The organism is Streptomyces sp. NPDC006134, from assembly GCF_040628835.1.
In the GTDB taxonomy this organism is placed as follows: Bacteria; Actinomycetota; Actinomycetes; order Streptomycetales; family Streptomycetaceae; genus Streptomyces.
Genome location: NZ_JBEXTV010000006.1, coordinates 50,354 through 75,606, shown reverse-complemented (window position 1 = coordinate 75,606; position 25,253 = coordinate 50,354). Strand labels below are relative to the sequence as shown.

General features: G+C 73.1%; 21 protein-coding genes. 10 read left to right on the top strand and 11 right to left on the bottom strand.

Annotation, left to right across the window (positions count from 1 at the left end; translation table 11 throughout):
- Positions 1-1,512, bottom strand: coding sequence for a long-chain fatty acid--CoA ligase (locus ABZ340_RS05810; RefSeq protein ID WP_358780491.1), 1,512 nt, complete (start codon positions 1,510-1,512; stop codon positions 1-3).
- A gap of 143 nt (positions 1,513-1,655) precedes the next feature.
- Complete coding sequence (locus tag ABZ340_RS05805) at positions 1,656-2,843, bottom strand: thiolase family protein (protein WP_358780490.1); 1,188 nt, start codon at positions 2,841-2,843, stop codon at positions 1,656-1,658.
- A gap of 189 nt (positions 2,844-3,032) precedes the next feature.
- Here ABZ340_RS05805 and ABZ340_RS05800 point away from each other — a divergent pair, with 189 nt between their 5' ends.
- The 7 genes from ABZ340_RS05800 to ABZ340_RS05770 all read left to right on the top strand — a co-directional run bounded on the left by ABZ340_RS05800 (position 3,033) and on the right by ABZ340_RS05770 (position 7,656).
- Positions 3,033-3,842, top strand: coding sequence for a lysophospholipase (locus ABZ340_RS05800; RefSeq protein WP_358780489.1), 810 nt, complete (start codon positions 3,033-3,035; stop codon positions 3,840-3,842).
- A 256-nt stretch (positions 3,843-4,098) separates the two neighbouring features.
- Entirely contained in the window at positions 4,099-4,377 is a 279-nt protein-coding gene (locus tag ABZ340_RS05795) for a WhiB family transcriptional regulator (protein WP_358780488.1), read from the top strand.
- The gene (locus ABZ340_RS05790) at positions 4,374-4,856 is read left to right on the top strand and encodes a DNA starvation/stationary phase protection protein (protein WP_358780487.1); all 483 of its coding nucleotides are present in this window, start codon (positions 4,374-4,376) and stop codon (positions 4,854-4,856) included. Before ABZ340_RS05795 ends, ABZ340_RS05790 begins: the two co-directional genes overlap by 4 nt.
- Before the next feature lie 68 nt (positions 4,857-4,924).
- On the top strand, positions 4,925-5,257 hold the full coding sequence (locus ABZ340_RS05785) for a DUF3140 domain-containing protein (protein WP_358780486.1): 333 nt from the start codon (positions 4,925-4,927) through the stop codon (positions 5,255-5,257).
- Position 5,258: 1 nt separating this feature from the next.
- On the top strand, positions 5,259-5,906 hold the full coding sequence (locus tag ABZ340_RS05780; RefSeq protein WP_358780485.1) for an endonuclease: 648 nt from the start codon (positions 5,259-5,261) through the stop codon (positions 5,904-5,906).
- A gap of 176 nt (positions 5,907-6,082) precedes the next feature.
- Positions 6,083-6,895: an SAM-dependent methyltransferase gene (locus tag ABZ340_RS05775; RefSeq protein WP_358780484.1), complete on the top strand. Its 813-nt coding sequence runs from the start codon at positions 6,083-6,085 to the stop codon at positions 6,893-6,895.
- A gap of 233 nt (positions 6,896-7,128) precedes the next feature.
- The gene (locus ABZ340_RS05770) at positions 7,129-7,656 is read left to right on the top strand and encodes an NUDIX hydrolase family protein (RefSeq protein WP_358780555.1); all 528 of its coding nucleotides are present in this window, start codon (positions 7,129-7,131) and stop codon (positions 7,654-7,656) included.
- Positions 7,657-8,076: 420 nt separating this feature from the next.
- Here the strand turns inward: ABZ340_RS05770 and ABZ340_RS05765 are convergent, their stop codons facing one another.
- The 8 genes from ABZ340_RS05765 to ABZ340_RS05730 form a co-directional block, all read right to left on the bottom strand.
- Positions 8,077-9,294, bottom strand: a complete 1,218-nt coding sequence (locus ABZ340_RS05765) for a hypothetical protein (RefSeq protein WP_358780483.1) — start codon at positions 9,292-9,294, stop codon at positions 8,077-8,079.
- Between the two features lie 14 nt (positions 9,295-9,308).
- Positions 9,309-12,557, bottom strand: coding sequence for a CHAT domain-containing protein (locus ABZ340_RS05760; RefSeq protein ID WP_358780482.1), 3,249 nt, complete (start codon positions 12,555-12,557; stop codon positions 9,309-9,311).
- A gap of 212 nt (positions 12,558-12,769) precedes the next feature.
- The gene (locus tag ABZ340_RS05755; protein ID WP_358780481.1) at positions 12,770-13,744 is read right to left on the bottom strand and encodes a BadF/BadG/BcrA/BcrD ATPase family protein; all 975 of its coding nucleotides are present in this window, start codon (positions 13,742-13,744) and stop codon (positions 12,770-12,772) included.
- The gene (locus ABZ340_RS05750) at positions 13,735-15,000 is read right to left on the bottom strand and encodes a 6-phospho-beta-glucosidase (RefSeq protein ID WP_358780480.1); all 1,266 of its coding nucleotides are present in this window, start codon (positions 14,998-15,000) and stop codon (positions 13,735-13,737) included. The genes ABZ340_RS05755 and ABZ340_RS05750 overlap by 10 nt, the downstream gene beginning before the upstream one ends.
- An 8-nt stretch (positions 15,001-15,008) precedes the next feature.
- On the bottom strand, positions 15,009-15,926 hold the full coding sequence (locus tag ABZ340_RS05745; protein ID WP_358780479.1) for a carbohydrate ABC transporter permease: 918 nt from the start codon (positions 15,924-15,926) through the stop codon (positions 15,009-15,011).
- A 5-nt stretch (positions 15,927-15,931) separates the two neighbouring features.
- Entirely contained in the window at positions 15,932-16,867 is a 936-nt protein-coding gene (locus ABZ340_RS05740) for a sugar ABC transporter permease (protein WP_358780478.1), read from the bottom strand.
- 11 nt (positions 16,868-16,878) lie between these two features.
- Entirely contained in the window at positions 16,879-18,216 is a 1,338-nt protein-coding gene (locus ABZ340_RS05735) for an ABC transporter substrate-binding protein (protein WP_358780477.1), read from the bottom strand.
- Positions 18,217-18,323: 107 nt separating this feature from the next.
- Positions 18,324-19,499, bottom strand: coding sequence for an ROK family transcriptional regulator (locus ABZ340_RS05730; RefSeq protein ID WP_358780476.1), 1,176 nt, complete (start codon positions 19,497-19,499; stop codon positions 18,324-18,326).
- Positions 19,500-19,909: 410 nt separating this feature from the next.
- Here ABZ340_RS05730 and ABZ340_RS05725 point away from each other — a divergent pair, with 410 nt between their 5' ends.
- The 3 genes from ABZ340_RS05725 (at position 19,910) to ABZ340_RS05715 (ending at position 23,816) form a co-directional block, all read left to right on the top strand.
- Positions 19,910-21,118: a S8 family peptidase gene (locus ABZ340_RS05725; RefSeq protein ID WP_358780475.1), complete on the top strand. Its 1,209-nt coding sequence runs from the start codon at positions 19,910-19,912 to the stop codon at positions 21,116-21,118.
- A gap of 158 nt (positions 21,119-21,276) precedes the next feature.
- On the top strand, positions 21,277-22,584 hold the full coding sequence (locus tag ABZ340_RS05720) for a sulfite oxidase (protein WP_358780474.1): 1,308 nt from the start codon (positions 21,277-21,279) through the stop codon (positions 22,582-22,584).
- A 176-nt stretch (positions 22,585-22,760) separates the two neighbouring features.
- Positions 22,761-23,816: a methyltransferase gene (locus ABZ340_RS05715; RefSeq protein WP_358780473.1), complete on the top strand. Its 1,056-nt coding sequence runs from the start codon at positions 22,761-22,763 to the stop codon at positions 23,814-23,816.
- 4 nt (positions 23,817-23,820) lie between these two features.
- On the opposite strand, the gene ABZ340_RS05710 is transcribed toward ABZ340_RS05715, so the two are convergent.
- The gene (locus ABZ340_RS05710; RefSeq protein ID WP_358780472.1) at positions 23,821-24,876 is read right to left on the bottom strand and encodes an NADP-dependent oxidoreductase; all 1,056 of its coding nucleotides are present in this window, start codon (positions 24,874-24,876) and stop codon (positions 23,821-23,823) included.
- Positions 24,877-25,253 lie beyond the last annotated feature (377 nt).

Sequence of the window (25,253 nt, the reverse complement as noted above, 5' to 3'; positions counted from 1 at the left end):
CTACCGGGCCCCGTACCGCGCCCGCAGCTCCCGCTTCAGCACCTTCATGCTCGGGCCGAGCGGCAGCGCGTCGGTGAACTCCACCCGGCGCGGGTACTTGTGCCGGCCGAGGTGCTGCCGGGACCACTCGGTGATCTCGGCGGCCTCGGGGGCGGCGTCCGGGGCGGGGACGACGACGGCGCACACCTCCTCGCCGTGCAGGTCGTCGGGCAGGCCGATGACGGCGACCTGCGCGACGCCGGGGTGGCGCATCAGCACCTCCTCGACCTCGCGCGGGTAGATGTTGTAGCCGCCGCGGATGATGATGTCCTTCTTGCGGTCGACGATCCGCAGGAAGCCCTCGTCGTCCTTGGTGCCGAGGTCGCCGGTGCGGAACCAGCCGTCGACGAGCGCCTCGGCGGTGGCCTCGGGGCGGCCCAGGTAGCCGGAGAAGACGTTGTGGCCCCGGACGACGACCTCGCCCAGCTCGCCGGGCGGCAGCAGCTCGACGCGGTCCTCGGCGTCGGCGCGGGCGATCTCCACGTCGACGCCCCACAGCGGGTGGCCGATGGTGCCCGGTTTCGCGCCGAAGACCGGCTGGTTGACGGCGGCGGCCGGGGAGGTCTCCGACAGCCCGTACCCCTCGTAGATCTTCGCCCCGAACGCGGCCTCGAACCGTTCCAGCACGGCCACCGGGAGCGAGGCGCCGCCGGAGATGCACACGCGCAGGTCGGGCAGCGCGTCCGCCTCGGCCGCCGCGGCGGCCAGCGCGACGAACATGGTGGGCACCCCGTGGAAGGTGTTGACCTTCTCCTTCACCATCAGCTCGATCGCGCGCGCCGCGTCGAAGCGCGGCAGCAGCACCAGCGTGGCGCCCGCCCGCCAGGTGGAGTTCAGGGAGACGGTCTGGCCGAAGGCGTGGAACAGCGGCAGGGCGCCGAGAGCGACGTCGTCGGGGCGGATGTCGTTGGCGTCGAAGGCGTTGACGGTCGCGTTCATCACCAGGTTGAAGTGGCTGAGCACGGCGCCCTTGGGCACGCCGGTGGTGCCGCTGGTGTAGAAGACGACGGCCGGGTCGTCGGCGTCGCGGGTGACGTACGACGCCGGCGGCTCGGCGTCCGCCGCGAGCTTGCCGAACTCGTCCCCGAGCAGGACGGTCCGTATCCCCGCCGCGCGGGCGGCGGCCGTGCCGGTCTCCGCCTGCGCCGGGTGGCACAGCAGCAGCGTGGCGCCGCTGTCCGTCAGGACGTGCTCGACCTCCGCCTGCGACAGCAGCAGGTGGACCGGTACGACGACCCCGCCCGCCGCGGCGATCGCGTAGTACGCCTGCGGGAACTCGGCGGTGTTCGGCGCCATCAGCGCGACACGGTCCCCCGGCCGCACGCCCAGGCCGGCCAGGGCCCCGGCCTGGGCCAGGGACCGCTGCCACACCTCGGCGAAGGTCAGGCGCAGGTCACCCTCGACCAGCGCTTCCTTGGCGGGACGGCGCCGGGCGTTCTCGGCGAGGACGGCGGCGACGGAAAGGGTTGCCATGGGGTGTTGCTCCGTTCCTTGCTGCGGCTCTGCAGGGGAGGGGGGTGCGTGGGGTGTGCGACCGAGGCGTGCCTGGTGTACGTGCTGGTGTATGTGCCGGTGTGTGCGCCAGGGCGTGTGACGTGGTGAGCGGCGAGGGGGAGCTAGTGCCTCTCGACGAGCACCGCACTGCCCTGCCCGACGCCGACGCACATCGTGGCCAGCCCGCGGGCCGCTCCCGTGCGGCGCATGCGGTGGAGCAGGGTGGTGAGGATGCGGGCGCCGGAGCAGCCGAGCGGGTGGCCCAGCGCGATGGCGCCCCCGCTGGGGTTGACCAGGCCGGGGTCGATGCCGAGTCCGTCCACGCAGGCCAGGGCCTGGGCGGCGAACGCCTCGTTGAACTCGGCCTCCTCGATGTCGCCGATGTCCCAGCCCGCCCGTGCCAGGGCCTTGCGGGTGGCGGGCACCGGGCCGATGCCCATGACGTCCGGGTGGACGCCGGCCGAGGCGCCGGCGACGTAGCGGCCCAGGGAGGTGAGGCCCAGCTCCTCCAGGGCGTCCTCGCTGACCAGGAGGAGGCCGGCGGCGCCGTCGTTCATCGGGGAGGCGTTGCCCGCCGTGACCGTGCCGCCCTCGCGGAAGACCGGCTTCAGGCGGGCCAGCTGCTCCGCGGAGGTGTCCTCGCGGACGCACTCGTCGCGGTCGACGACCACACCGTCCGGCCGCTTCACGGGCAGGAGTTCGTCGTCGAAGTGGCCGTTCTCGCGGGCGCCGGCGGCCAGGCGGTGGCTGCGCAGCGCGAACGCGTCCTGGCGTTCGCGGGAGATGCCGTACCGGGCGGCGACCTCCTCGGCGGTCTCCCCCATGGACAGCAGGCCGTGCAGGTCCTTCATCGCCGGGTTGACCAGGCGCCAGCCGAGCCGGGTGTCGGCAGTCTCGACACGGTGGGGCAGGGCCTCGTCGGGGCGGGGCAGGACGAAGGGGGCGCGGCTCATGGACTCCGACCCGCCGGCGAGCACGATGTCGGCCTCGCCGGCGGCGATGGTGCGGGCGGCGGCGGTGACGGCCTCCAGGCCGGAGGCGCACAGCCGGTTCACCGTGGCACCGGGCACGGACTCGGGCAGGCCGGCGAGGAGGGCGGCCATGCGGGCGACGTTGCGGTTGTCCTCGCCGGCCTGGTTGGCGGCGCCCCAGTAGACGTCGTCGATGCGGGCGGGGTCGAGCGCGGGCACGTCGGCGACCAGGCCGCGGATCACGGTGGCGGCGAGATCGTCGGGCCGTACGCCCGACAGGGCGCCGCGCAGTTTGCCGATCGGGGTGCGGCGGGCGGCCGCGAAGTGGACGGGACGCACGAGGACTCCTGACCGTCGGCGCTCGGTCGCCGGGCGGCGCGCCGCCGCCGTACCGACCTCGCAAGAGCCTTACTCAGTCTCATCGGCTCAACCAGCTTAATTAGCACTGCTAGTTTTGGACTATAGACCGCCGGACGGCTCCCTGGGAAGATCCCCCGGAAACCTTCACCGGCGCAGTTGGAGGAGCCCATGGCCGAGGCCCGCGAGCACGTCCTGACCGGAACCCGGGGCCGGATCACCGCCCGCGAGTGGCCCCATCCCGCCCCCCGCTACGTGGCGCTGCTGGTCCACGGCTACGGCGAGCACATCGGCCGCTACGAGGAGGTGGCCGGTGTCCTGGCCGGGCACGGGGCGGCCGTGTTCGGCCCCGATCACACCGGTCACGGCAGGTCGGCGGGCGAGCGGGTGCTGATCGAGGACTTCGAGGAGGTCGTCACCGACGTGCACGCCGTCGCGGACCTGGCCCGCACCGCCCACCCGGACCTGCCCCTGGTGCTGATCGGCCACTCCATGGGCGGCCTGATCGCCGCCCGCTACGCCCAGCGCCACCCGGAGCGCCTGACCGCGCTGGTGCTGTCCGGGCCGGTCATCGGCGACTGGGAACTGCCCCGGCGGCTGCTCGCCCTGGACGAGATCCCCGACACCCCGATCAGCCCGGCCGCGCTCTCCCGGGACCCGGCGGTCGGCGCGGCGTACGCGGCCGACCCGCTGGTGTGGCACGGCCCGATGAAGCGGCCGACGCTGGAGTCCTTCGTACGGACGCTGGAGACCGTGGCGAAGGGCGGCGGCGTCGGCCCGCTCCCGCTGCTGTGGCTGCACGGCGACGACGACCGGCTGGTGCCGCTGCCCGGCAGCCGGCCGGGCGTCGAGCGGCTCGCCGACGGGCACCTGACCGAACGGATCTACCCGGGCGCCCGCCACGAGGTGTTCCAGGAGACGAACAAGGCCGAGGTGTTCGCGGACCTCACGCGCTTCCTGGACGGCGTCCTCGTCCGCTGACGGGACCCGCCGACGAGCCCGCCGCCGAAACTGCTGCCGGGGCCCGCCGCCGAGGGACACTGCCGGAGCCCGCCGCCGAGGGACACTGCCGACACCGCTGCCGAAGGCCACTGCCGACACCGCTGCCGGAGCCCGCCGCCGAAGGCCACCACCGCAGCTCACCGCCGAAACCTTCCGGCGAGACCCGCCGGCGGAGACCCGCGCACCCGGCGGACCACGGTGTTTGCCCGCAGGCACCCGGGGCACCCGCGCCAGCATGGAGTGGTTGCGCCGCGCCGCCTGTGCGGATGAGGACCCCGAGCTGTTCTTCCCCGTGAGCACGACCGGACCGGCACTGCGGGACATCGACGCCGCCAAACGGATCTGTGCCCGCTGCCCGGTGACCGCCGAGTGCCTGGAGTTCGCCCTCGGCGGCGGCCGGACGTCCGGCGTGTGGGGAGGCACCTGCGAGGAGGAGCGCGTCGCACTGCTCCGTACCACCGAAGAACACGAAGACACCGTGAGAGACGACGCCGCAAGGAGCACCACCGTATGACTGTCGTGAAGAGCACGATTCCCGAGTCGGCCCGCCAGCCCGTCGGCGAGGCGCTTCAGGGCACGCTCGTGGACCTTCTCGGGCTCTCCCTGATCGCCAAGCAGGTGCACTGGAACGTCGTGGGGCCCCGGTTCCGCTCGATCCACCTGCAACTCGACGAGGTGGTGTCGGCGACCCGGTCGTTCGCCGACACGGTCGCGGAGCGCTCGGCGGCGCTCGGCATCCCGGCCGACGGCCGGCCGGAGACCATCGCGTCGGCGTTCACCCTGCCCGGCCCCAAGGAGGGCTGGGTGCGCGACAGCGACGTCGTCCAGCTGATGGTCGAGGCCCTGGAGGCCGCGATCGGGCGCCTGCGCGAGCGCGTCGAGGCCACCGAGAAGCCCGACCCGGTCACCCAGGACCTCCTCATCGGCATCACCGCCGAACTGGAGAAGCAGCGCTGGATGTTCGACGCCGAGAACTGGCCCAAGGAGGACTGACCGCCCGGCGCCGCTCCCCGGCCCACCGCATCCCGGCCCACGCATACGCACGACCGAAGGGGCATCTCATGGCCGACGCCCTCGAACTCGACACGCTGTGGGAGGACTTCCACCGCGTGGTGAACATGACCTCGGCGGAACTCGCGGCCTGGCTGCGGGTCCGCGACGCCGACGAGCGGGCGGAGCCGCTGCCCGAGGAGGCGGGCACGCCCACCGGGCGGCACGTCCTCGCGATCCTGCAGAAACGGCGCACCGACCTCACCGAGGACGACGTCCGCGTGATGCGGAAGGTCGTGGACACGATCACCGCCGAGACGGACGTGGAGAACGAGCCCGAGGCCGAGGACACCCGGCGCAGGCACCGCCTGATGACCCTCGGGCACGATCCGCTGAAGGGTTAGCGTGCACCGCGACGAGCGCGTCCTGCGCGCACTCGTCGCCGCCCACGGGCGGACGTACGCCGAGGAGGCCGGCATCCGGCTGAAGGACACCCCGCAGCCGCTGTACCGGCTCCTGGTCCTGGCCCATCTGCTCAGTGCCCGCATCCGCGGTTCGGTCGCCGTGGCCACCGCCCGTGCCCTGCACGAGGCGGGGCTGCGCGACCCGCGCCGCATGGCCGGATCCGGCCGGCAGGAGCGGGTGGACGCGCTGGGCCGGGGCGGCTACCGGCGCTACGACGAGCGCACCGCCACCCAGCTCGGCGATGCGGCCGAACTGCTGACCGAGCGGTGGGGCGGAGACCTGCGCCGGCTGCGGAAGGAGGCGGACGGCGAGGTTCCCGCACTGCGCCGGCTGCTCCAGGAGTTCCCCGGCGTCGGGCCGGCCGGGGCGGACATCTTCCTGCGCGAGGCGCAGCGGGTCTGGCCGGAGGCGGCTCCGTATCTGGACCGCAAGGCCCTGCAGGGCGCGGAGCGGCTCGGCCTGCCCCAGGATCCGGCCCGGCTCCTGGAACTCGCCGGGGACACCGAACCCGCCGTACTGGCCGCCGCGCTGGTGCGCGCGGCGGTGGACGAGAAGGTGGCGGAGGACTGCCTCGACCGCGCCGGATGACTGTGCCGGACGGCCGTGCCGGATGACCGTGCCCGACGGCCGTGCCGGATGGCCGCGCGGGCGGCGACCGCGCCGGATGCCGGGCTCATCGCCTCCCCCGATTCCCGGGACACCGCGATCACCGGACGGCACAATGGGCGGCGACGGCGGCACCCGGGCGAAGGAGCTGAGACGACGTGAGCGAGAGCCACCCCCCGGCCGGCGGGACCGCGAGGCCGAACACCGGTGTGGCGCACAACGCGCGCGTGTGGAACTACTGGATCGGCGGCAAGGACCACTACGAGGTCGACCGGCGGGTCGGCGAGCACGTCGCCGGGATGTTCCCGGTGATCCGGGAGGTCGCCCGCGCGGACCGCCTGTTCCTCGGCCGGTCGGTCCACCACCTCGCCGCCGAACGGGGCATACGCCAGTTCCTCGACATCGGCACCGGCCTGCCCACGGCGGACAACACGCACGAGATCGCCCAGCGCGTCGCACCCGAGTCGCGGATCGTGTACGCCGACAACGACCCGATCGTGCTGGCACACGCCCACGCCCTGCTCACCGGTACGCGGGAGGGCGCCACGGACTACGTCGACGCCGACGTGCACGACCCGGACGCCCTCCTCGAACGCGCCGCGCGGACACTGGACTTCGGCCGTCCCGTCGCGGTGATGATGCTCGGCATCCTCAACTTCGTCCTCGACACCGGCAAGGCCCGTGACATCGCGCGCCGGGTCATGGCCGCCGTCCCGTCCGGCAGCTGCCTGGCGCTGACCCATCCCACCTTCGACGCGGAGCTCGGCGGCGAGGGCCAGATACCGGCCATGGAGTTCTGGAACGAGAACGCCACTCCCCCGATCACCGCCCGCAGCCGCGCGGACATCGCCGCATTCTTCGAAGGGCTGGAGCTGCTGGAGCCGGGGCTGGTCTCCTGCTCGCAGTGGCGCGCCGGGCCCGGCTCCCCCGCCCCGGTCCCGCAGTTCGGCGCGGTGGCCGTGAAACCGTGATGCCGTGAAACCGCGATGCCGTGAAGTCGTGAAGCCGTACACCGCCTCCCCGGACGGATTCCGCCGCTCCGACGGACGACTGGCCGCACCTGACCGCGGGCACCACCCCCGCCCTGCTGCCGCACCGCCGCACCGCCGGACGCGCTGCGCATCGCGTGGGACAGGTCACAGTCACCCCGGAGTGCCACCCGGGAAGCAGGACAGACTGAAAGTATGATCAAGCGATGTCTGACATGACCGAAACCACGCCCGGCTGGCTGACGTCCGACGAGCTCGAAGCGGCACGCGCCCGCATGCCGATCCTGTACGTCGAGGCCGTCCCGGTGCGTGTCGACGACAGCGGTGAAGTCACCAGTGTCGGCCTGCTGTTGCGCATCGGGCCCGACGGGACGGTCAGCCGGACGCTGGTCTCCGGCCGGGTGCTGCACCACGAGCGGGTCCGCGACGCCCTCCTGCGCCATCTGGAGAAGGACCTCGGCCCGGTGGCCCTCCCCCGGGTGCCGTCCTCGCTGCAGCCCTTCACGGTCGCGGAGTACTTCCCCACCCAGGGCGTCACGCCGTTCCACGACCCCCGGCAGCACGCGGTGTCCCTCGCCTACGTCGTCCCGGTGACCGGCGACTGCCGTCCCCGGCAGGACGCGCTCGACCTGGTCTGGTTCAGCCCGCAGGAGGCCCTGTCCCCGGCGGTGCAGAGCGAGATGCCGGGCGGCCACGGGGTGCTGCTGAAGCAGGCGCTGGCGCACGTGGGCTGCGTGATCTGAGCCGAAGCCCCCGCTCGTGGGGGGCGCGACGCCGACGGCTCCGAACCCGACTCCGTTGTCGTACCCCGCTGTTACGGTTCCTGGTCATGACAGGAAACGAGGGGATCGCCTGGCTGAGCGAGCGGTGGCCCCAGGACCCCGCCCTCGGGGAACAGGCGGGTCTGGCGTTCGCGGAAGGCATCGCACCGCAGGACCTGGCCGTGGTCTTCGGAGCCCTCCCCTGGGAGCTCCCCGAACCGGTGGGCGCCGAGGCCAAGGCCGTCCACGACCGGGCCCACCCCGGCACCCGGGTCCCCGACGAACCCCGTGTGACCGTCTACGGCAGGGAAGGCGAGTGGTCCTTCCTCGCCGGGAACTTCGACTACCTGCTCCACTTCCGTGAAGGCTTCGCGCTGCCGCGGGGAACCGACCGGGCGGCGGTCACGTCTCGGCACGCTCCGGACGGCCGGCCATGGCCCTGCCGATCTCCGATGCCACCGACGGCAGGTCCCAGTAGGAGGAGTGCGTCCACATCCCGGTGCTCGCCGTGTGCGGCACCGGGATGTCCACGGGAGCACTGCCGTCGTGGAGCCGGAACACCCCCGCGGCGGCGAAGGCCAGCAGGTCGAGCGGTTCCCAGAGGTTCGTCCAGCGGGCCAGGGAGGGAGGCAGCACGACGGGCTCGCTGCCCGAGTAGGGCGGGATCCGACCGCCTCGTGGGTCGCAGGCGTGGAAGAACGCCGCCTGGGAGCCGAAGGTGACCAGGGAGGAGGTCCACAGCGGAGTGGTCGCGGTGGCCATGTCGACCGCGACGACCCCGCCGAGGCTGTGGGCGACCACGCGCACCGGACGGCCGGGGGTGCGCCCGAGGGCGGGGTCCACACGGTCGATGCACGTGCGCACGCGGGCGTGGATCGCCTCCCGGTGGCGCTGGTAGACCAGGACGTCTCCGAGGAACCGCGTGGTGCCGGGCCCGAACTTGGTGCGCAGCGCGTTGTTCAGCCGTCCGGCGGCCGCCTGGATCGCGGCCCCGGCCACGCGGTCCAGCTCGCGCAGCCGGTGGCGCACCATCCTGCGCAGCCGCCCCTCGTCCTCGCCGCCCGCGCGCAGTCCGTCGTACGTCCCGGCCCCGTCGGCCCACAGGTCGGCGGCGTCGAGGAGGGTCTCGGCCAGGGAGCGTCCCGTTTCGAAGAGCAGACGGGGGTCGTCCGTGCGCCGCAGCCACTCGGTCCTGGGCCATTCCTCGGCCAGGTACTCCAGGATCTCGTCCACGTCACCGTGGTGCGGGCCGTTGCGCAGGCCCGCACCGGCCTGCCGCTCTTCGCTCGCCAGCCGCTCACGTACGGTGGTCTCCACCCGGTCCCACCGGTCGGGTGCCTGGGGGTCCGCGGCCAGCAGCGAGGTGAGCACGGGCTCCGGCACGGCGGTGCCCGGTGGTTCGTCCGCGTCCCGCAGTCCGCCGCCCTTGCGGGCGTCCGGCAGCATCCCGGCGCGGGGCGGGAGCGCCGCGGTGACGAAGCGGTCGTCGGCGCCGAGGTCACCCCAGTAGACCGGCACCATGTCGAGACCGGAGGCGTCCTGCAAGGCGGCGACCGTCGCCGCGAAGTCCTGCCGGTCACGGTTGGCCACCCCGTGGATGACGAAGACGGGATCGTCCATGCTCTGCCGCTCCTTCACAAGTCGCTGTCGGTGCTGTCGAAAGCCGCGGGGCGTGCGGTGGCCGCCGGGCTGCCGTAGACGGCGTAGGCGAGCCAGGTCGGGTCGCCGTCCTGGTCGCTGATGGCCTTGCGCGCCGCGAGCGACGCCTGCCCGAGGGGCTGTCCGGCCACGATGAGCTGCCGGTAGAAGGCGTCGGCGAACATCAGTGCCGACTGGGACCGTACCGGCCACAGTGTGCCGACGAACGCCCCGGCACCGGCCTGAAGGAACTGCGGGGCCCACCCCAGGCTCGTGCCGAACCAGTCGATCTCACCCGCGCTGCGGCAGGCGTTGAAGAACACCAGCGGGCTGTACGGGCGCAGGCTGCGCAGCTGGGCGGCCGCGGCGAGGTCGATCGGATCGAAGGCGCCGTCCGCCATCTGCACCCAGGAACCGGCGCTGCCGAACGTGTTGTGGCAGGCGAAGTGCAGCACTCCGGCATAGCCGCCTTCGATCAGTTCCCGCAGGGCGTCGCCCTCGGTGAGCACTCCCGCGTCGACGGCCCCGGCGCCGAGGCTGGCCCGCAGCGCCTCGACCTCGTCATGGGCGTCGGCCGGGGAGCCGGGCGGCACGACGAAGGCCGCACCGGGCAGGGAGAGGCTCCCGACCCGTTCCTGGTCGAACACGCGGCGCACGACCGGGAGCCACTCCGCCAGGAAGCCTCTGTCCTCGCGGCCCTCGTTGAGGGGGTACAGCAGTTCCCAGGGCACGATGTCGTGCTCCCCGAGCACGGTGAACGCGGTGATCCGGTCGGCCTCTTCCCAGAACTGGTGCTGCACCGCCTCCGGGACGGCGGAGGTCCACAGCTGGACGCCGTGCGAGCGCAGGCGGCGCCGGAGCCGGGCGCGGTCCGCGTCGCGGTCGCCGTCGGCCACCGCCCTGGCGGCCCGTTTCAGCTCGCCGAAGATCTGCCGGGCGGCCTCCCGGGGGTCCCCGGAACGGAAACTGAAGACCTCCGGAGGATGACAGTTGGCACTGAGCAGCTGAAAGGTGTAGGTGCCGGTCCGTCTGTCCTTCTCCAGCACCTGCAACGTGACTTCGCCCGGTTCGAACGCCATGCTCGGCAGGAGCGCGGTCCGGGTGCGGCCGTCTCTGGTCGGCCCGCCGTCCTCGACCGAGATCTGGCAGTGCACCTCGCCGAGGAAGGTGCCGCCCCGGAAGGCTCGTGCCGTGACCCGGTGCAGGCCGGTGGCCGCCGTCCGCAGCCCGAAGCGGACGACGTCGGAGTCACGGCCGGGAGGGACCGTGAGCTCCTGCTGCAGATCGCCGAGGGCGACCAGGCCGGGGGCGTGGACGGTGATGTGCAGGCGCGCTCCCTGCGGCGGTACGGTGAACGGGCGCAGCGGTGCACCGGCCCCGTCCGTCCCCCGCGTGACCTGTACGTGGAGGGGGACCTCCCGGCCGGGAGCGGCCTGCTCCGCGAGTTCCGCGACCAGCCGGCGTTCCTCCGGCGGTGCGGCGGCCCCCTGCGGCACGGTGTGGTCGGCCCCCCGCCCCGCCAGGGGCCCGTCTGGCGCGCCGGTGGCAGACCACACACGCGCGCGGCTGCCCGCGTCGTGCACCGGCGCCGGACTCGCCGGCTGAGGCATCGCCTGGCCCGGCGGCGGAGGAAATGCCTGACCCGGCTGCGGGAGCGGCTGACCCGGCTGCACAGACGGCGGCTGACCCGGCTGCACAGACGGCGGCTGACCCGGCTGCACAGACGGCGGCTGACCCGGCTGCGGGAGCAGCGGCTGACCCGGCTGCGGGGACGGCGGCTGACCCGGCCGCGCGAACGGCGGCTGACCCGGCCGCATGAACGGCGCACGGCCCGGCTCGGAGGGAGCCGGGAGCCCGTCGACGCCGAAGTCCAGGCCCAGCTCAAGGCTCAACCGGCCGACGCGCCGCTGCGCCCGCGCGAGCGCGCGCCGGGAAACCGCCTCCACCAGGACTTCCGCGAGCGGGACCGCTTCGCCCGGGACGTACGATTCGACCCGCACCCGCCAGGTGCCCTTGTCCGGGAAGCGCAGGTTCCCCTCAAGGGGGCCGGCCGGGTCGTGCCTCACCAGCACCGATTCCCACCGGACCGCTTCGCTGTGCGGCTCTGTGACACGGACGCGCAGAAAGGCGTCGGCCCGCGCCGACACGGCGGCCACCGGCACGGTCTGGCGGGCCGGCACCCGGCCGGGCAGGCCCAGGCCCACGCCTCCGGCCGCCGGGACGCCCCCCGGTCCGTGCTCCGCGCGCAGGACACGGGTGATCTCGCCCAGTACGGCGGCGTTCGAGAGCAGTTCGTGCCGCCGCCCGGGCAGCAACGTGACCTCGGCCTTCCCGCGGCAGTGTGCCGGCACGGCGGACACCAGCGGGGTGGAGCCGTCACCGGCACGGGTCTCCTCCTGGCGGAAGAAGGCCCTCCCGTACGCCAGGACGACGCTCTCCGCGGTCGGCTGCAGCGTGCCGGCGATGATGTGGAAGCGGTGGGCGGGCCCGGACGCCGAGCCGGGCCGCGCCGCGATCTCGCCGTGGAACCGGTCCGCGTCGGCCACGGCGCCCGCCGGCAGGCCGGGCAGGGCCGCCTCCCCCAGCCTCAGCAGCTTTCCGTCCCCGTGGACGCACGGGTAGACGGGCAGCGTCTGGTGGAGGGACGGCCACGACGCCATCGGCGGGGGCGGGTTCCGGGCGCCCGGGTGTCCCTGCCCCGTTCCGAGCACGAGCGCGAGCGCCTTCGGCGTTCCCAGGTGCGGCGTGCCGACGGTGATCAGGGCGCGCAGGACGTCCCGGCCGCCCAGCACCTCGGCGAAGTACCGTCCGACCAGGCCGCCCTCGGTCTCGCACACCAGCACCACGCGCGCGCCCGGGTGCCCCCGCCCCCTCCACCCGGTCAGCCACCGGTCGACGGCTCGCGCAAGCAGGTGCGCCGAAAGCCGGTGCGAGAGCCTCCAGTCGTACGTGAAGTACCGCACGGCCGTGCCGCACTGCTTCTCCAGCCTCTCGCGGAGCAGCGCGTAGGGCGTTCCCGTGAGAGCGGCCGTCCGGGCCGGTGCCCGCAGCAGCCGTCCGGGCCGGAGTCCGTCGCCGGGGTGCCGGTCGCCCAGCCCCTGGGGCAGGTTCATCCAGTGCGCCGCACGCCCGGTCGACACGGAGAGGGCCGTGCGGCGGTCCATGGCCCAGACCGGGCGTCCGGAGGGGTCCAGGAGCTCGTTGCCGAAGAGCCCCGGCACGAACACGACGAGGTCGTCTCCCATGACCCGACTATCCCACGGGTCACGGCAGTTGAGGGGGCGAAGTGCCCGCACCGGCCGGACGGGCCCGGTCGCTCCGTCCGGGCTCGCCGCGACCGCGCGTCCCCGCCGGTGAAGCGGGCGGGGACGGGGACGGCGGGTGCCGCGCCGGCGGGGCTCCCGCTCAACGCGCGCCGACGGGGCTCCCGCTCAACGCGCGCGGGCGGGGCTCCCGCTCAGTCCGCGTAGTGGCGGCGCACCCGCGCGTGCGCCCGCGGCGGCGCCCCGATCGCGTCCAGGCCCAGCAGTGCCGCTCCCAGCACCGGCCGCTCCGTGACCACGCGGGGCGTCGCCTTCGGGGCCCGTTCCGCCAGCAGCCGGGCGATGCGGTCGTCGAGCTGCGGGTGGCGGGCCGCCAGGACGCTGCCGCCCAGGAGGACCGGGACCTCCTCCTCCAGCAGGTCCAGGCGGCGCAGGGCGACCGTCGCCATCGCCACCACCTCGTCGGCCATCCGGTCGACCAGGGAGCGGGCCACCGGATCGCCGTCCGCCGCGGTGGCGAAGAGGACCGGGGCCAGTTCGTGGCGGCGGGCCATCGGGATCCGGCCCAGGTGCAGCGCCTCGATCAGGGCGTACATGGTGGGCAGGCCGAAGTGGGCGGGGAGGGTGCGCATCAGGGCCGTCGCCTCGCCACGGCCGTCCTCCGCCCGCGCCGCGTACCACAGGGCCTCCTCCGCCAAGCCCCCGCCGCCGCCCCAGTCACCGGAGATCTTGCCGATCGCGGGGAAGCGGGCGGTGCGGCCGTCCGGCAGCATGCCGGCGCAGTTGACGCCCGCGCCGCACACCACGGCCACGCCGCGCGGTTCGGCGTCCTCCAGGAGGCCGGCGCGCAGCACCGCGAAGGTGTCGTTGCGGACGTCCACGGCGGCCGACCACCCGCGGGCGCGCAGTGCCGCCGCCAGTTCCTGTTCCTCCACCGGGAGATCGGCGTTGGCCAGGCAGGCCGAGACATGGTCGGCCGTGGTGACGCCCGCCTGGGCGAACGCGCGGCCGACGGCGTCCGCCAGGACGTCCACCGCGGCCTCGACGCCCACCCGGGGCGGCTGGAACCCGCCGCCGCGGGCCGTGCCGGCGACGGTGCCGTCGGCCGTGACCACCGCGACGTCGGTCTTGCTGTTGCCCGCGTCGATGGCGAGGACGGTCATGCCCACGCGAGGTGCTCCCGGTTGTGCGCGATCAGCTGGTCGGTGAGCTGCTCGGCGTACTCGAACTGGCCCACCAGGGGGTGGGCGAGCAGCGCCTCGAAGACGCGGTCGCGTCCGCCGTGCAGGGCGGCCCGCAGGGCCAGGTCCTCGTAGGCCGTGACGTTCGCGATCAGCCCCGCGTACAGCGGGTCCAGGCGCGGCACCGGCAGCGGGCGCGCGCCCTTGCCGTCGACGGCCGCCTGCACCTCGATCACCGCGTCGTCGGGGAGGAAGGGCAGCGTGCCGTTGTTGTACGTGTTCACCACCTGGTACGGCGATCCCCCGCCGCCCAGCAGCGACGCGGCCAGGTCGACGGCCGCCTCGCTGTAGAAGGCGCCGCCCCGCTTGGCCAGCAGCTCCGGCTTCTCGTCGAGCGCCGGGTCGCCGTACATCTCCAGCAGTTCCCGTTCCATCTCCGCGACCTGGGCGGCGCGGGACGGCTTGGTGCGCAGTTCCCGTACGACCTCGTCGTGCTGGTAGTAGTAGCGCAGGTAGTAGGAGGGGACGACGCCCAGGCGGTCGACGATCGCGCGCGGCATGTGCAGGTCCTCGGCGATGGCGTCGCCGTGTTCGGCGATCAGGCGCGGCAGCACGTCCTCGCCGCCGGGGCCGCCGAGGCGGACGCCCAGCTCCCAGGTGAGGTGGTTGAGGCCGACGTGGTCGAGGTGGACCTGCGCCGGGTCCGCGCCGAGCAGCTTGGCGAACTTGCGCTGGAAGCCGATGGCGACGTTGCACAGGCCGACCGCCTTGTGGCCGGCCTGGAGCAGGGCCCGCGTCACGATGCCCACCGGGTTGGTGAAGTCGATGATCCAGGCGTCGGGGTTGGCGCGGCGCACGCGCTCGGCGATGTCGAGGACGACCGGCACGGTGCGCAAGGCCTTGGCGAGGCCGCCGGCGCCCGTGGTCTCCTGGCCGACGCAGCCGCATTCCAGGGGCCAGGTCTCGTCCTGGTTGCGGGCGGCCTGGCCGCCGACGCGCAGTTGCAGCAGGACCGCGTCGGCGTCGGCGACCCCGGCGTCCACGTCGCTCGTGGTGCGGATGACGCCCGGGTGGCCCTGCTTGGCGAAGATGCGCCGGGCGAGGCCGCCCACCAGTTCCAGCCGGTCGGCGGCCGGGTCGACGAGGACGAGTTCCTCGATCGGCAGGGTGTCCCTCAGCCGGGCGAATCCGTCGATGAGTTCGGGTGTGTAGGTCGAGCCTCCGCCGACCACGGCGAGCTTCATAGCAGTTCTCAGCCCTTTACTCCGGTGAGGGTGACGCCTTCGACGAAGGCCTTCTGTGCGAAGAAGAAGACGATGCAGACCGGTGCCATCACCAGCAGCGTGGCGGCCATCGTCAGGTTCCAGTTGACGCTGTGCGCGGACTTGAAGGATTCCAGGCCGTAGCTCAGCGTCCAGGACGCGGGGTTCTGGGCCGCGTAGATCTGCGGCCCGAAGTAGTCGTTCCAGCAGTAGAAGAACTGGAACAGCGCGATCGCGGCGATGCCCGGCTTGGCCATCGGCACCACGATCTGCAGGAGGGTGCGCAGTTCGCCGCAGCCGTCGACCTTCGCCGACTCGATGTACTCCTTCGGGATCGTCAGCAGGAACTGGCGGAGCAGGAAGATCGAGTACGCGTCGCCGAACGCCATGGGGATGATCAGCGGCCACAGCGTCCCGGAGAGGTGGAACTGCTGGGCCCACACCAGGTACATGGGGATCACGATGACCTGGGGCGGCAGCATCATCGTCGAGATGACGAGGATCATCGCCGTGCGGCGGCCGCGGAAGCGGAACTTGGCGAGCGCGTAGGCGACGGGGATCGCCGAGCAGACGGTGAAGAGGGTGCCCAGGCCCGCGTAGATCAGGGAGTTCTTCCACCAGTCCAGGAAGCCGTCGGTCCGGAAGACGGTCGTGTAGTTCTCCCAGTGCCAGGAGTCCGGCCACAGGTCGCCGCTCATCGCCTGGTCGTCGCTCATCACGGACGTCAGGAAGACGAAGACGAACGGCAGGACGAACAGCAGCGCCACCGCGATGGCGATGCTGTGCACGGCGATCCAGTTCAGGATCCGCTTGCGGCGGGCGCGCCGGCCGGCGGGCCCGCGCTCGTGCGCGGCCTCGGCGGCGACGGCGGGCGCCGGGCCCGGTGAGGTGAGGGTCGTAGAGGTCATGTCGGTCAGTCCTCCGCCGCGAGCAGGCCCGAGCGCTTGCGCATGAGCAGCATGGTCACGGCCATGGCGATGGCGAACAGGACGAGCGAGAGGACGCACGCCGCGCCGGTGTTGAAGTTCTGGAAGCCCATCGAGTAGACGAGCTGGGGGACCGTGAGGGTCGAGTGGTCGGGGTAGCCGGGCTGGATGACCGAGCCGGGGCCGATGGAGACGCCGGAGGCGATCTTCCCGGCGACCAGGGCCTGCGTGTAGTACTGCATGGTCTGCACGACGCCGGTGACGACGGCGAACATCACGATCGGCGTGATGGACGGCCAGGTCACGTACCGGAACCGGGCCCAGGCGCCGGCGCCGTCGAGCTCGGCGGCCTCGTACTGCTCCTTGGGCACGTCGAGGAGTGCGGCCATGAAGACGACCATGAGGTCGCCGATGCCCCACAGCGAGAGCATCACCAGGGACGGCTTGGCCCAGGTGGGGTCGTTGAACCAGTTGGGGCCGGTGATGCCGAGGTGGGAGAGGACCTCGTTGACCGGGCCGGTGGCGGGGTTGAGCAGGAAGACGAAGGCGACCGTGGCGGCCACCGGCGGTGCCAGGTACGGCAGGTAGAAGGCGGTGCGGAAGAAGCCCACGCCCGACTTGATCTTGGTGACGAGCAGTCCGAGCGACAGTCCGAAGACCACACGCAGCGCCACCATCACCACCACCAGCCACAGCGTGTTCCACAGCGCCGGACCGAACAGCGGCATGTCCTGGAACACGTACTTCCAGTTCCGCAGCCCCACGAAGGTGGGCGCCTTGATCTGGTTGTAGTGCATGAACGAGAAGTAGACGGTGGCGATCAGCGGGTAGGCGAAGAAGGCGCCGAACCCGATCAGCCAGGGGGAGAGGAAGCCCAGCGTGCGCAGTCTGCGGCGCGCGGGGGTGGAAAGGGTGAGTGCCATGCGCGCGCTCCTCAGTTCTGCGACTGCAGGGTGTCGGCGTCGATGAGTCGGTCGAGCCGTTGCAGGCCCTTCTCCAGGTCCGGGACCTCGCCCGCCTCCACGCTGTACGAGAAGTCCTGCAACTGCACGATGTACATGCCGCCGTTGGTGGAGGGCGGCAGCACCTGGCTGTACTTGTTCCGCGCGATGCCGAGGAAGGTGCGGAACGCCGGGTCGGCGTCCAGCTTCGGCGACTTCAGGGCCGCGTACGTGGACGGCACGTTGTGGATGGCGTTGGCGAAACCGACGACCTGGTCGGTGTCGGCGGTCAGGAACCGCACCAGTTCCCAGGCGGCGTTCTGGTGCTTGCTGCTGTGCGCGATGCCGACGACGGTTCCGGTGAGGTAGCCGCGTCCGTAGGTCTCGGCCTGGTCGTCGGGGACGGGCAGCGGGGCGACGCCCCAGTCGAACTTCGCCCCGGCGTCCTTCAGCATCAGCCCGCGCCACTCGCCGTCGAGGTGCATCGCCAGCTTGCCGGTGAGGAAGGCGTTCTGGTTCGACATCTCGTCGCCGAAGGAGGTGCGGAACTTCTCCAGGGCGTCGTATCCGCCCTGCGCGTCCATGAGCTTCCTGGTGGTCTCGAAGAAGTCGTACGCGGCCGGCTCCTTGGCGAGCCGCGCATGCCCGTCCTCGTCGAAGTAGGTGGGGCCCCACTGCGCGAACAGCCGGTCGGGGCTGTTCTGGTAGAGGCGGAAGTTGGGCATGAACCCGACGCGCCGGTAGGAGTCGCCGTCCCGGACGGTGAGCTTCTTCGCGGCGGTGACGAACTCGGACATGGTGCGCGGCGGGCGGGAGATGCCCGCCTCCTTGAAAGCGTCCTTGTTGTAGTACATGCCGAACGCGTCCGCGAGCAGCGGCAGCGCGCACTGGTTGCCCTGGTAGCCGGTGTAGTTCAGCAGGGACTCGGGGAAGACCTTCTTCTTGTCCAGGCCGGTCTTGCGCATGAACGGGTCGAGGTCGACCCACATCCCCGAGTCGCAGTACTGGCCGACGTTGTTGGTGGTGAAGGACGAGACGACGTCGGGTGCCTCGTCGCCGCCGGCGCGCAGGGCCTGGTTGGTGGTGGCGTCGGAGACGTTCCCGGTGGCCTGCACCTCGATGTTCGGGTGGAGCTTCTCGAAGCGGGCGATCGAGTCGTCGATCGCCTTGACCTCGCCGGGCGCCGACCAGCCGTGCCAGAACTTCAGCGTGACGGGCTCGGCCGGGTCGTCGTCGGCGCTGCCGGTGCTCGGGTTGGCACAGCCTGCGAGCAGCAGTCCGGCCGCGGCGAGCGCCACGGGCGCGCGCAGGGTTGTACGCCATCGCGGCATGACGAACGTCCTTTACGTATACGGGGATCGGGGGAAGCGGGTGGGAGCGGGGAAAGCGGGTGGGAGCGGGGAAAGCGGGGGCAGGGAAGGCGGGAGGTTCTCGGGCGTCAGGCGTCGCTGGTGTCGAAGACGGTGTCGCGGGCCTGGGTGAGGGCCAGGCGCAGCGCGCCGGTGAGGATGGGGTCCTCGTCCAGGGTGCTCAGGCGCAGCAGCGGCCGGGGCAGGGCGAGTCCGGTGAGCTCCTCCTCCACCCGCGTGCGCAGGGCGTCGCCGCCGGCCCGGGCCACCTGCCCGGACAGGACGACGAGTTCGGGGTCGACGACGGCGACCACGGCGGCGAGCCCGGTGGCCAGGCGCCGCGCCACCTCGTCGAGTACGGCGGCGTCGGCCAGTGCCTCGGCCAGGTCCCGCGCGTCACCGGCGAGCCGGCGGACCGCCGGGGCGGCGACCAGGCTCTGGAAGCCGCCGCCCGCGTCCTCGCGGGCGATGACGTCGGCGCCGCCGCGGGCCAGCGGGGCGCCGGGCAGCGGCATGTAGCCGATCTCGCCGGCGCCGCCGGTGGCGCCGCGCAGCAGCACGCCGCCGAGCACGATGGCGGCGCCGACGCCCTCGTCGACGTAGGCGAGCACGAAGTCGTCGTGGTCCTGGGCGGCGCCCTCGTACTGCTCGGCGATCGCGGCGAGGTTGACGTCGTTCTCGATGGAGACGGGGGTGCCGAGCACCTCCGCCAGGTCGGTGCGCAGGGTGCGCGAGTGCCAGCCCGGCAGGTGGGGGGCGTAGCGCAGCCGGCCGGTACGCGGGTCGATGGCGCCGGGGGTGCCGATGACGGTGGCGGTCAGGTCGTCGTGGCCGAGCCCGGCCTGCCGCAGGGCGCCGCCGGTCGCCTCGGCGACGAGCCGGGCGGTGCGGTGGCGCACGTCCTCGGCGACGGCGTCGGCCTCGATACGGCAGCGGCCGCGCTCGGCGCCGGTGATGTCGGCGACAACGGCGGTGACGCCGGCCGGGTCGGCGGACAGGGCGGCGACGTGCGCGGCGTCGGGGCGGATCTCGTACAGGACGGCGTTGGGGCCGGGGCGGCCGGTCTGGCTGCCGGTGGTCCGCACCAGTCCGGCCGTCTCCAGACGGCCCAGGATCTGCGAGGTCGTCGGCTTGGACAGGCCGGTCAGCTCGCCGATGCGGGTACGGGTGAGCGGGCCGTGCGCGACGAGCAGGTCGAGTGTGGCGCGGTCGTTCATCACGCGCAGCACGCTCGGGGTGCCGGGGACACCTGCCGTACCGGCCATGGACCTGCCTCCTCGTACGCCGCCGCGCCGCCCGCCGTCCGGGGGCGCCGCTGCACACCATCGTGCACTGTTAGGAAAGTTTCCTATCGGACGCGAGGAAGGTAAGGCACCCGTGACGGGGACGTCAATAGGGGGCGCCGCCCGGGCGACCGATGCGTTACGCCCGCCCCTCGCCGGGGCCGGGCGCGGGACGACTCCGCCGCACGCCGCCCTGTTGTGTGTCGTGGCCATGACGAGCTTGTTGACGGTTGCTCAACTCCCTTGTCGCGCCTGCCCGTCACGGGTGAGGCTGGCTCGCAGCCCGGAGCGGAACACAACGCTCCAGGCGGGTGGATGCGCGATCACGCGCGCCCGCCCCCACAGACGCGTGCCCCACCCGGGCACGCCGCCCGGAGGAGGATTCCCTCGTCATGGCACGACTGCGCAGCAGGAAAATACGGTTCGCCGCGATCGCCGGTGCCGCGACGGCCGCCCTGGCCGGCGGGCTCACCTCGGCTCCCGCCCAGGCCGCTCCCGCCGAGGGCACGGTGCTCGCCGCCGGCTCCCCCACCGCGGTCGAGGGCAGCTACATCGTGACGCTCGAGAAGGACGCCGGGTTCAAGGCGTCCTCGGCCGCGGGCGAGAAGCTGGTCGAGCGGTACGGCGGCAGCGTGAGAGCGACGTTCGGCAGCGCGCTCAACGGCTACACCGCCGCCCTCTCCGCCACCGAGGCCAAGCGCCTGGCCGCCGACCCGGCGGTCGCCTCCGTGGAGCAGAACCAGCGGGTGAGCGCCGCCGACACCACGCAGTCCAACGCGCCGTGGGGCCTGGACCGCATCGACCAGACCTCGCTCCCGCTGTCCGGCGGCTACACCTACCCGGACAGCGCGGGCAGCGGTGTCACGGCCTACGTCATCGACACCGGCGTCCGCATCACACACCAGCAGATCAGCGGTCGCGCCTCCTACGGTTACGACGCCGTGGACGGCGACACCACCGCCTCCGACGGCAACGGCCACGGCACCCACGTGGCCACCACGATCGCCGGCTCCACCTACGGCGTGGCCAAGAAGGCGAAGATCGTCGCCGTACGGGTGCTGGACAACAACGGGTCCGGGACCACCGCCGGGGTCATCGCCGGCGTCGACTGGGTCACCAGGAACCACTCCGGCCCCTCGGTCGCCAACCTGTCGCTCGGCGGCGGTGTGTCCACCGCCCTGGACACGGCCGTGCGCAACTCGATCGCGAGCGGTGTGACCTACGCGGTCGCCGCGGGCAACAGCAACGCCAACGCCTCCTCGTTCTCTCCGGCGCGGGTCGCCGAGGCCCTCACCGTGGGCGCCACGACCGGCACGGACGCCCGGGCGAGCTACTCCAACTACGGCTCGGTCCTGGACGTCTTCGCCCCCGGCTCCTCGATCACGGCCGGCTGGCACACCGGCGACACCGCGACGAACACCATCTCCGGCACCTCGATGGCGGCCCCGCACGTCGCCGGAGCGGCGGCGGTCTACCTGGCCGGCCACCCCTCCGCCACCCCGGCCCAGGTCGCCTCGGCCCTGGTGAACGGCGCGACCACCGGCAAGGTGACCGGCCCCGGCACCGGTTCGCCCAACCGGCTGCTGAAGCTCGTGCCGTGACGTCCGGGTCCGCGGCCCGGCGGCGATCCTGTACGGGCCGGACCTGAACCGCCGTGCCCCGGAGGCAGGACCGCCCGCCGGCCTCCGGGGCACGCCGGTGTCCCCGCACCGGGACGCTCTCCTGTGTGAACCGCCCGTGAAAGAAAGGCAGGCTGCCCATGTGTTCCGCGGAATCCGCCTACGACCGCCGCCGGCTGCGCCAGTGGCTGGCCGGTGAGGCCCATGCCCCAGGCGTCCCGCGGCGTGACATGCTCCGGCTCCTCGCGGCGGCCGGTCTCGCCGGCGCCGCTCCCCTGCCGCTCGGCGCCCCCGCCGTCGCCGCGGGCACGGGGAGCGCGCCCGGCACCGCGAACGCGGCGGACAGGGCAAACGCGGCGAACGCGCCCGGTATCGTCAAACCCCTGCCCGACGCCTGGTTCACCGTCCGCGGAACCAACGCCGAGACACGGTTCGCCTCCCTCGCCGGAACCGGCTACCACACGCCCAACGACCGTTTCTTCGTCCGCAACCACACGGCGACCCCGGTGCTGGCCGCCGCCGACTGGTCACTCACCGTCTGGGGCGACGGCCTCTCCCACGACCGCCCCGTCACGTTCACCCTGGACGACCTGAAGCGGTTCCCCACCGTCACCCGCAGCGCGTTCGTCGAATGCGCCGGCAACGGCCGCAGCCTCTTCGCCGCCCAGCAGGGCCAGAGCGTCAGCGGCACCGCCTGGACGCTCGGCGCGATCGGCGCCGCCCGCTGGCGCGGCGTCCGCCTCGCCGACGTGCTCCGCCGCGCCGGGCTCGGCCGCCGCGCCGTGGACGTCATGCCCCGCGGTCTCGACGCCGACTACGTCACCGCCGACGGCACGAACCTCGGCCGGGTCCGCAGGCCGCTGCCCCTGTCCAAGGCGCTGGACGACGTCCTGCTCGTCCACGAGATGAACGGCGAGCCGCTGCCCCACGACCACGGCCACCCGGTGCGGGTGCTCGTGCCGTCGTGGATCGGCGTCGCCTCGGTCAAGTGGGTCGGCGACATCCAGGTGTCCGCGCGCCCGCTGTACTCACCCTGGAACACCGGCTTCTACCGCCTGTTCGGCGACTCTCACCCGGCGCGGGGCAGTGCCCCGCTGACCCGGCAGACGATCAAGAGCGCCTGGGAACTCGACTGGGACGCCGTCCTGCGGGCGGGCACCACGCACCGTCTGACCGGCCGGTCCTGGTCCGGTACGGGCGGTGTGGTCCGCGTCGAGGTCAGCACCGACGGCGGCGGCACCTGGCGCCCGGCCCAACTGCACGACGCCCCGCGCCGCGACGGCTGGGTCCGGTGGTCCACCCACTGGCGGCCGCCGGCGCCGGGCCCGTACACCCTGCTGGCCAGGGCGACGGACACCGGTGGCCGCACCCAGCCCGACACCACGGTCCACAACACCCAGGGCTACCTGTTCGACGCGGTCGTACGGCATCCGGTGCGGGCCCGGTGAGATCGGCCGGCACCGCCCCCGGCATGGGCCGGGGCCCCGGCCCCCAAGCCGTGCTCACCGCCCGCGGGCTCGCAGAGACCACCCGCCCGGCCGCGGCCCGCGGTGCCGTTTCCCCCTGCCGCGCCGACTCGTTGGACCGGTCGCCCCAGGTCCTCGACGAAAGGCACCGGTGTCCCGTGGAAGCACTACCGGACCAGATGCAGATCGCGCGGCTCGCCGCGGGCGGCTGCTTCTCGAGAGCGCTCGCGACGGCCGCCAGACTCGGCATCGCCGACCTCATGGACGGTGGCGCTCTCTCCCACCACGTCCTCGCGGAACGCACCGGCTCGGACCCCGATGTCCTGCTGCGGCTCCTGCAGGTGCTCGCGCTCGGCGGCGTCGTCGAGCACGACGGGAACGGCGCCTTCGCGATGACCGAGGCGTTCGCCGCGCTGCGCAGCGACCACCCGCGCTCCCTGCGCAACTTCTGCATCCTGACGGCCGAGACGTACGACGACGCCTTCGGCGCGCTGCCGCACACCGTCCGGACCGGGGAGTCCGGTTTCCGCCAGGTGTTCGGCGTGCCGCTCTACGAGTACCTGGAGGCCGATCCGGAGGCCGGGCGGATCTTCGACGGGGCCATGTCCGAGCTGGCCCGGCCGGTGGTGGCGGCGCTCGTGCGCCGCCACGACTTCTCGTCGGTGAACACGGTGGTGGACGTCGGCGGCGGAGACGGCACGACGCTCGCCGGCATCCTCGCCGCACACGAGCACCTGCGCGGAGTCTGTGTCGACCGCCCCGGCGTGTGCGCGCGGGCCGGTGAGGCCCTGCGCGCGTCCGCCGGTCCCCGGATCGGCGAGCGCGTCACCTTCCACCCGGCGGACATCTTCGAGGAGGTGCCGGCGGGCGGCGACCGGTACCTGCTGAAGAACGTCCTGCACGACTGGCCGCCGGAGCGGTGCGAGCGGGTCCTGGCCTCCATCGGCCGGGCGATGCGGCGTACCGCCGAAGCGCGGGAGCCCGGCCTCGCCCCGCCCCGGCTGCTCGTGCTGGAGCCGCTGCCGGACCAGGAGTCCGACGCCGCCCATGTGCTCTTCCGGATGGTGATGTGCGGGAAGGACGCGGGCGGTTTCGGGGAGGGTGACCTGCGCGGACTGCTTCAGCGGTCGGGGTTCGTGCCCGTCCGGGTCGAGCGGCTGGCCGGCGGGCACCATGTCTTCGAGTGTGTGCCGGACGGTGCCGGACAGGGGTGAGGCGTCACATGGCGACGAGCACCTTGCCGCGGTTCGCCGTCCGGTTCCGGTACAGGCTCTGGTACGCCTCCGGGATGCGGTCGAAGCCTCGGTAGATGGTCTGGTCGTAGCGGATCTCGCCGCTCCGGATCAGGCCGCCCAGTTCCTCGTGGAGGGCGGTGAAGTCCTCGTCGGTGTACCAGTCCTGTGCGTAGATGCCGCGGATCGTGGTGCGCGGGCGCATGATGTGCTCCAGCAGGCGCGGGCCCATCCGGTCTCCGCCGACCGTGGTGTCCCACTGCCATGACACCGCCACCTGGCTGTACCGGTTCAGCATGGTGAACACCGCGTCGGTGAGGGTGCCGCCCATGTTGTCGAAGTACTTGTCGACGCCGTCCGGCGCGGCCCGGCGCAGTGCCGGGTACACCCGCTCGGCGTCGTCGCCCTGCCGGTAGAGGAGTACCTCGTCGAAGCCGAGTTCGGTGAGGTAGGCCGCCTTCTCGGGGGTGCCGGTGGTGCCGACCACCCGGGCGCCGGCCCGTTTGGCTAGCTGGCCGACCAGGGAACCGATGGTGCCGGTCGCGCCGCTGACCACGACCGTGTCACCGGGTTCGACCGTGAAGAACTTGGTCATGGTCCCCCAGGCGGTCAGCCCGGGCACGCCCATGACGCCCAAGGCCGTGGTGATCGGCAGTGCGTCGTCGTAGCGCTCCGGAGGCAGTCTGCGGAAGGGTGTGACGTCGAAGAGGAACGACCCGGTGTCCCAGACGTAGGGCTTGCCGTCGCTGACGACGTGGGTGCGCCAGCCGCCGAACCCCTCCACCAGGTCGCCCGGCCGGAAGGCGGCGTCCGGTCCGGCGTCGAGCACCTCCATGACGGACAGGCCGGGCGCGTGGTGGCCGAGCGGCGTCACCTGGGTCAGTCCGTTCAGGAAGGGGTCGACGGACACGTACAGGGTTCTGAGCAGCATCTCGTCGTCCTCGAGGGCGACGGAGATCTCCTCCACCACCTTCTCGTAGACCCTGCTGACGTCGGGGACGCCCTCGGTGTGTTCGCGTACCACCCATTTTTTGATCTCCATGTGTGTGCCCTGTCTGTGTGCGGCTGTTCGTCTACGGGGATGACGATGTGAGCCGGTGAGGGCGAGCCGGGTCGACGTGTCGCGTACGGCGAGGGCGTCCCGCAGCCCGGGGAACCGCTCCTCCGGGAACGTCGCCGAGGTCTCGCGTCCCTGGCGCTTGGCCGTGCAGTGCTCGCGTCCGTGGCGCGGCGGACGGGTGTGCACGGTCCTGCCCTGGTACCGGCGGGTGTGCTGTCCGGGCTGTCCGGCGCCGAGTGCGCGCCGGGGACGGCGTCGGGGAAGCGGGGGGCGCAGACGACCGTGGCCGCCTTCGGGGAGAGCCCCGGGAAGCGTCGGCTCCGGAACCGCGCGCCGGGGCCGGGGCGGGCGGATGCGCC

Bases quoted from the DNA above. Each gene is read 5' to 3' on its own strand.
- ABZ340_RS05810 (WP_358780491.1), bottom strand. From the start codon at position 1,512: ATGGCAACCCTTTCCGTCGCCGCCGTCCTCGCCGAGAACGCCCGGCGC.
- ABZ340_RS05800 (WP_358780489.1), top strand. From the start codon at position 3,033: ATGGCCGAGGCCCGCGAGCACGTCCTGACCGGAACCCGGGGCCGGATC.
- ABZ340_RS05795 (WP_358780488.1), top strand. From the start codon at position 4,099: ATGGAGTGGTTGCGCCGCGCCGCCTGTGCGGATGAGGACCCCGAGCTG.
- ABZ340_RS05790 (WP_358780487.1), top strand. From the start codon at position 4,374: ATGACTGTCGTGAAGAGCACGATTCCCGAGTCGGCCCGCCAGCCCGTC.
- ABZ340_RS05785 (WP_358780486.1), top strand. From the start codon at position 4,925: ATGGCCGACGCCCTCGAACTCGACACGCTGTGGGAGGACTTCCACCGC.
- ABZ340_RS05770 (WP_358780555.1), top strand. From the start codon at position 7,129: ATGACCGAAACCACGCCCGGCTGGCTGACGTCCGACGAGCTCGAAGCG.
- ABZ340_RS05765 (WP_358780483.1), bottom strand. From the start codon at position 9,294: ATGGACGATCCCGTCTTCGTCATCCACGGGGTGGCCAACCGTGACCGG.
- ABZ340_RS05760 (WP_358780482.1), bottom strand. From the start codon at position 12,557: ATGGGAGACGACCTCGTCGTGTTCGTGCCGGGGCTCTTCGGCAACGAG.
- ABZ340_RS05750 (WP_358780480.1), bottom strand. From the start codon at position 15,000: ATGAAGCTCGCCGTGGTCGGCGGAGGCTCGACCTACACACCCGAACTC.
- ABZ340_RS05745 (WP_358780479.1), bottom strand. From the start codon at position 15,926: ATGACCTCTACGACCCTCACCTCACCGGGCCCGGCGCCCGCCGTCGCC.
- ABZ340_RS05740 (WP_358780478.1), bottom strand. From the start codon at position 16,867: ATGGCACTCACCCTTTCCACCCCCGCGCGCCGCAGACTGCGCACGCTG.
- ABZ340_RS05735 (WP_358780477.1), bottom strand. From the start codon at position 18,216: ATGCCGCGATGGCGTACAACCCTGCGCGCGCCCGTGGCGCTCGCCGCG.
- ABZ340_RS05730 (WP_358780476.1), bottom strand. From the start codon at position 19,499: ATGGCCGGTACGGCAGGTGTCCCCGGCACCCCGAGCGTGCTGCGCGTG.
- ABZ340_RS05725 (WP_358780475.1), top strand. From the start codon at position 19,910: ATGGCACGACTGCGCAGCAGGAAAATACGGTTCGCCGCGATCGCCGGT.
- ABZ340_RS05720 (WP_358780474.1), top strand. From the start codon at position 21,277: ATGTGTTCCGCGGAATCCGCCTACGACCGCCGCCGGCTGCGCCAGTGG.
- ABZ340_RS05710 (WP_358780472.1), bottom strand. From the start codon at position 24,876: ATGGAGATCAAAAAATGGGTGGTACGCGAACACACCGAGGGCGTCCCC.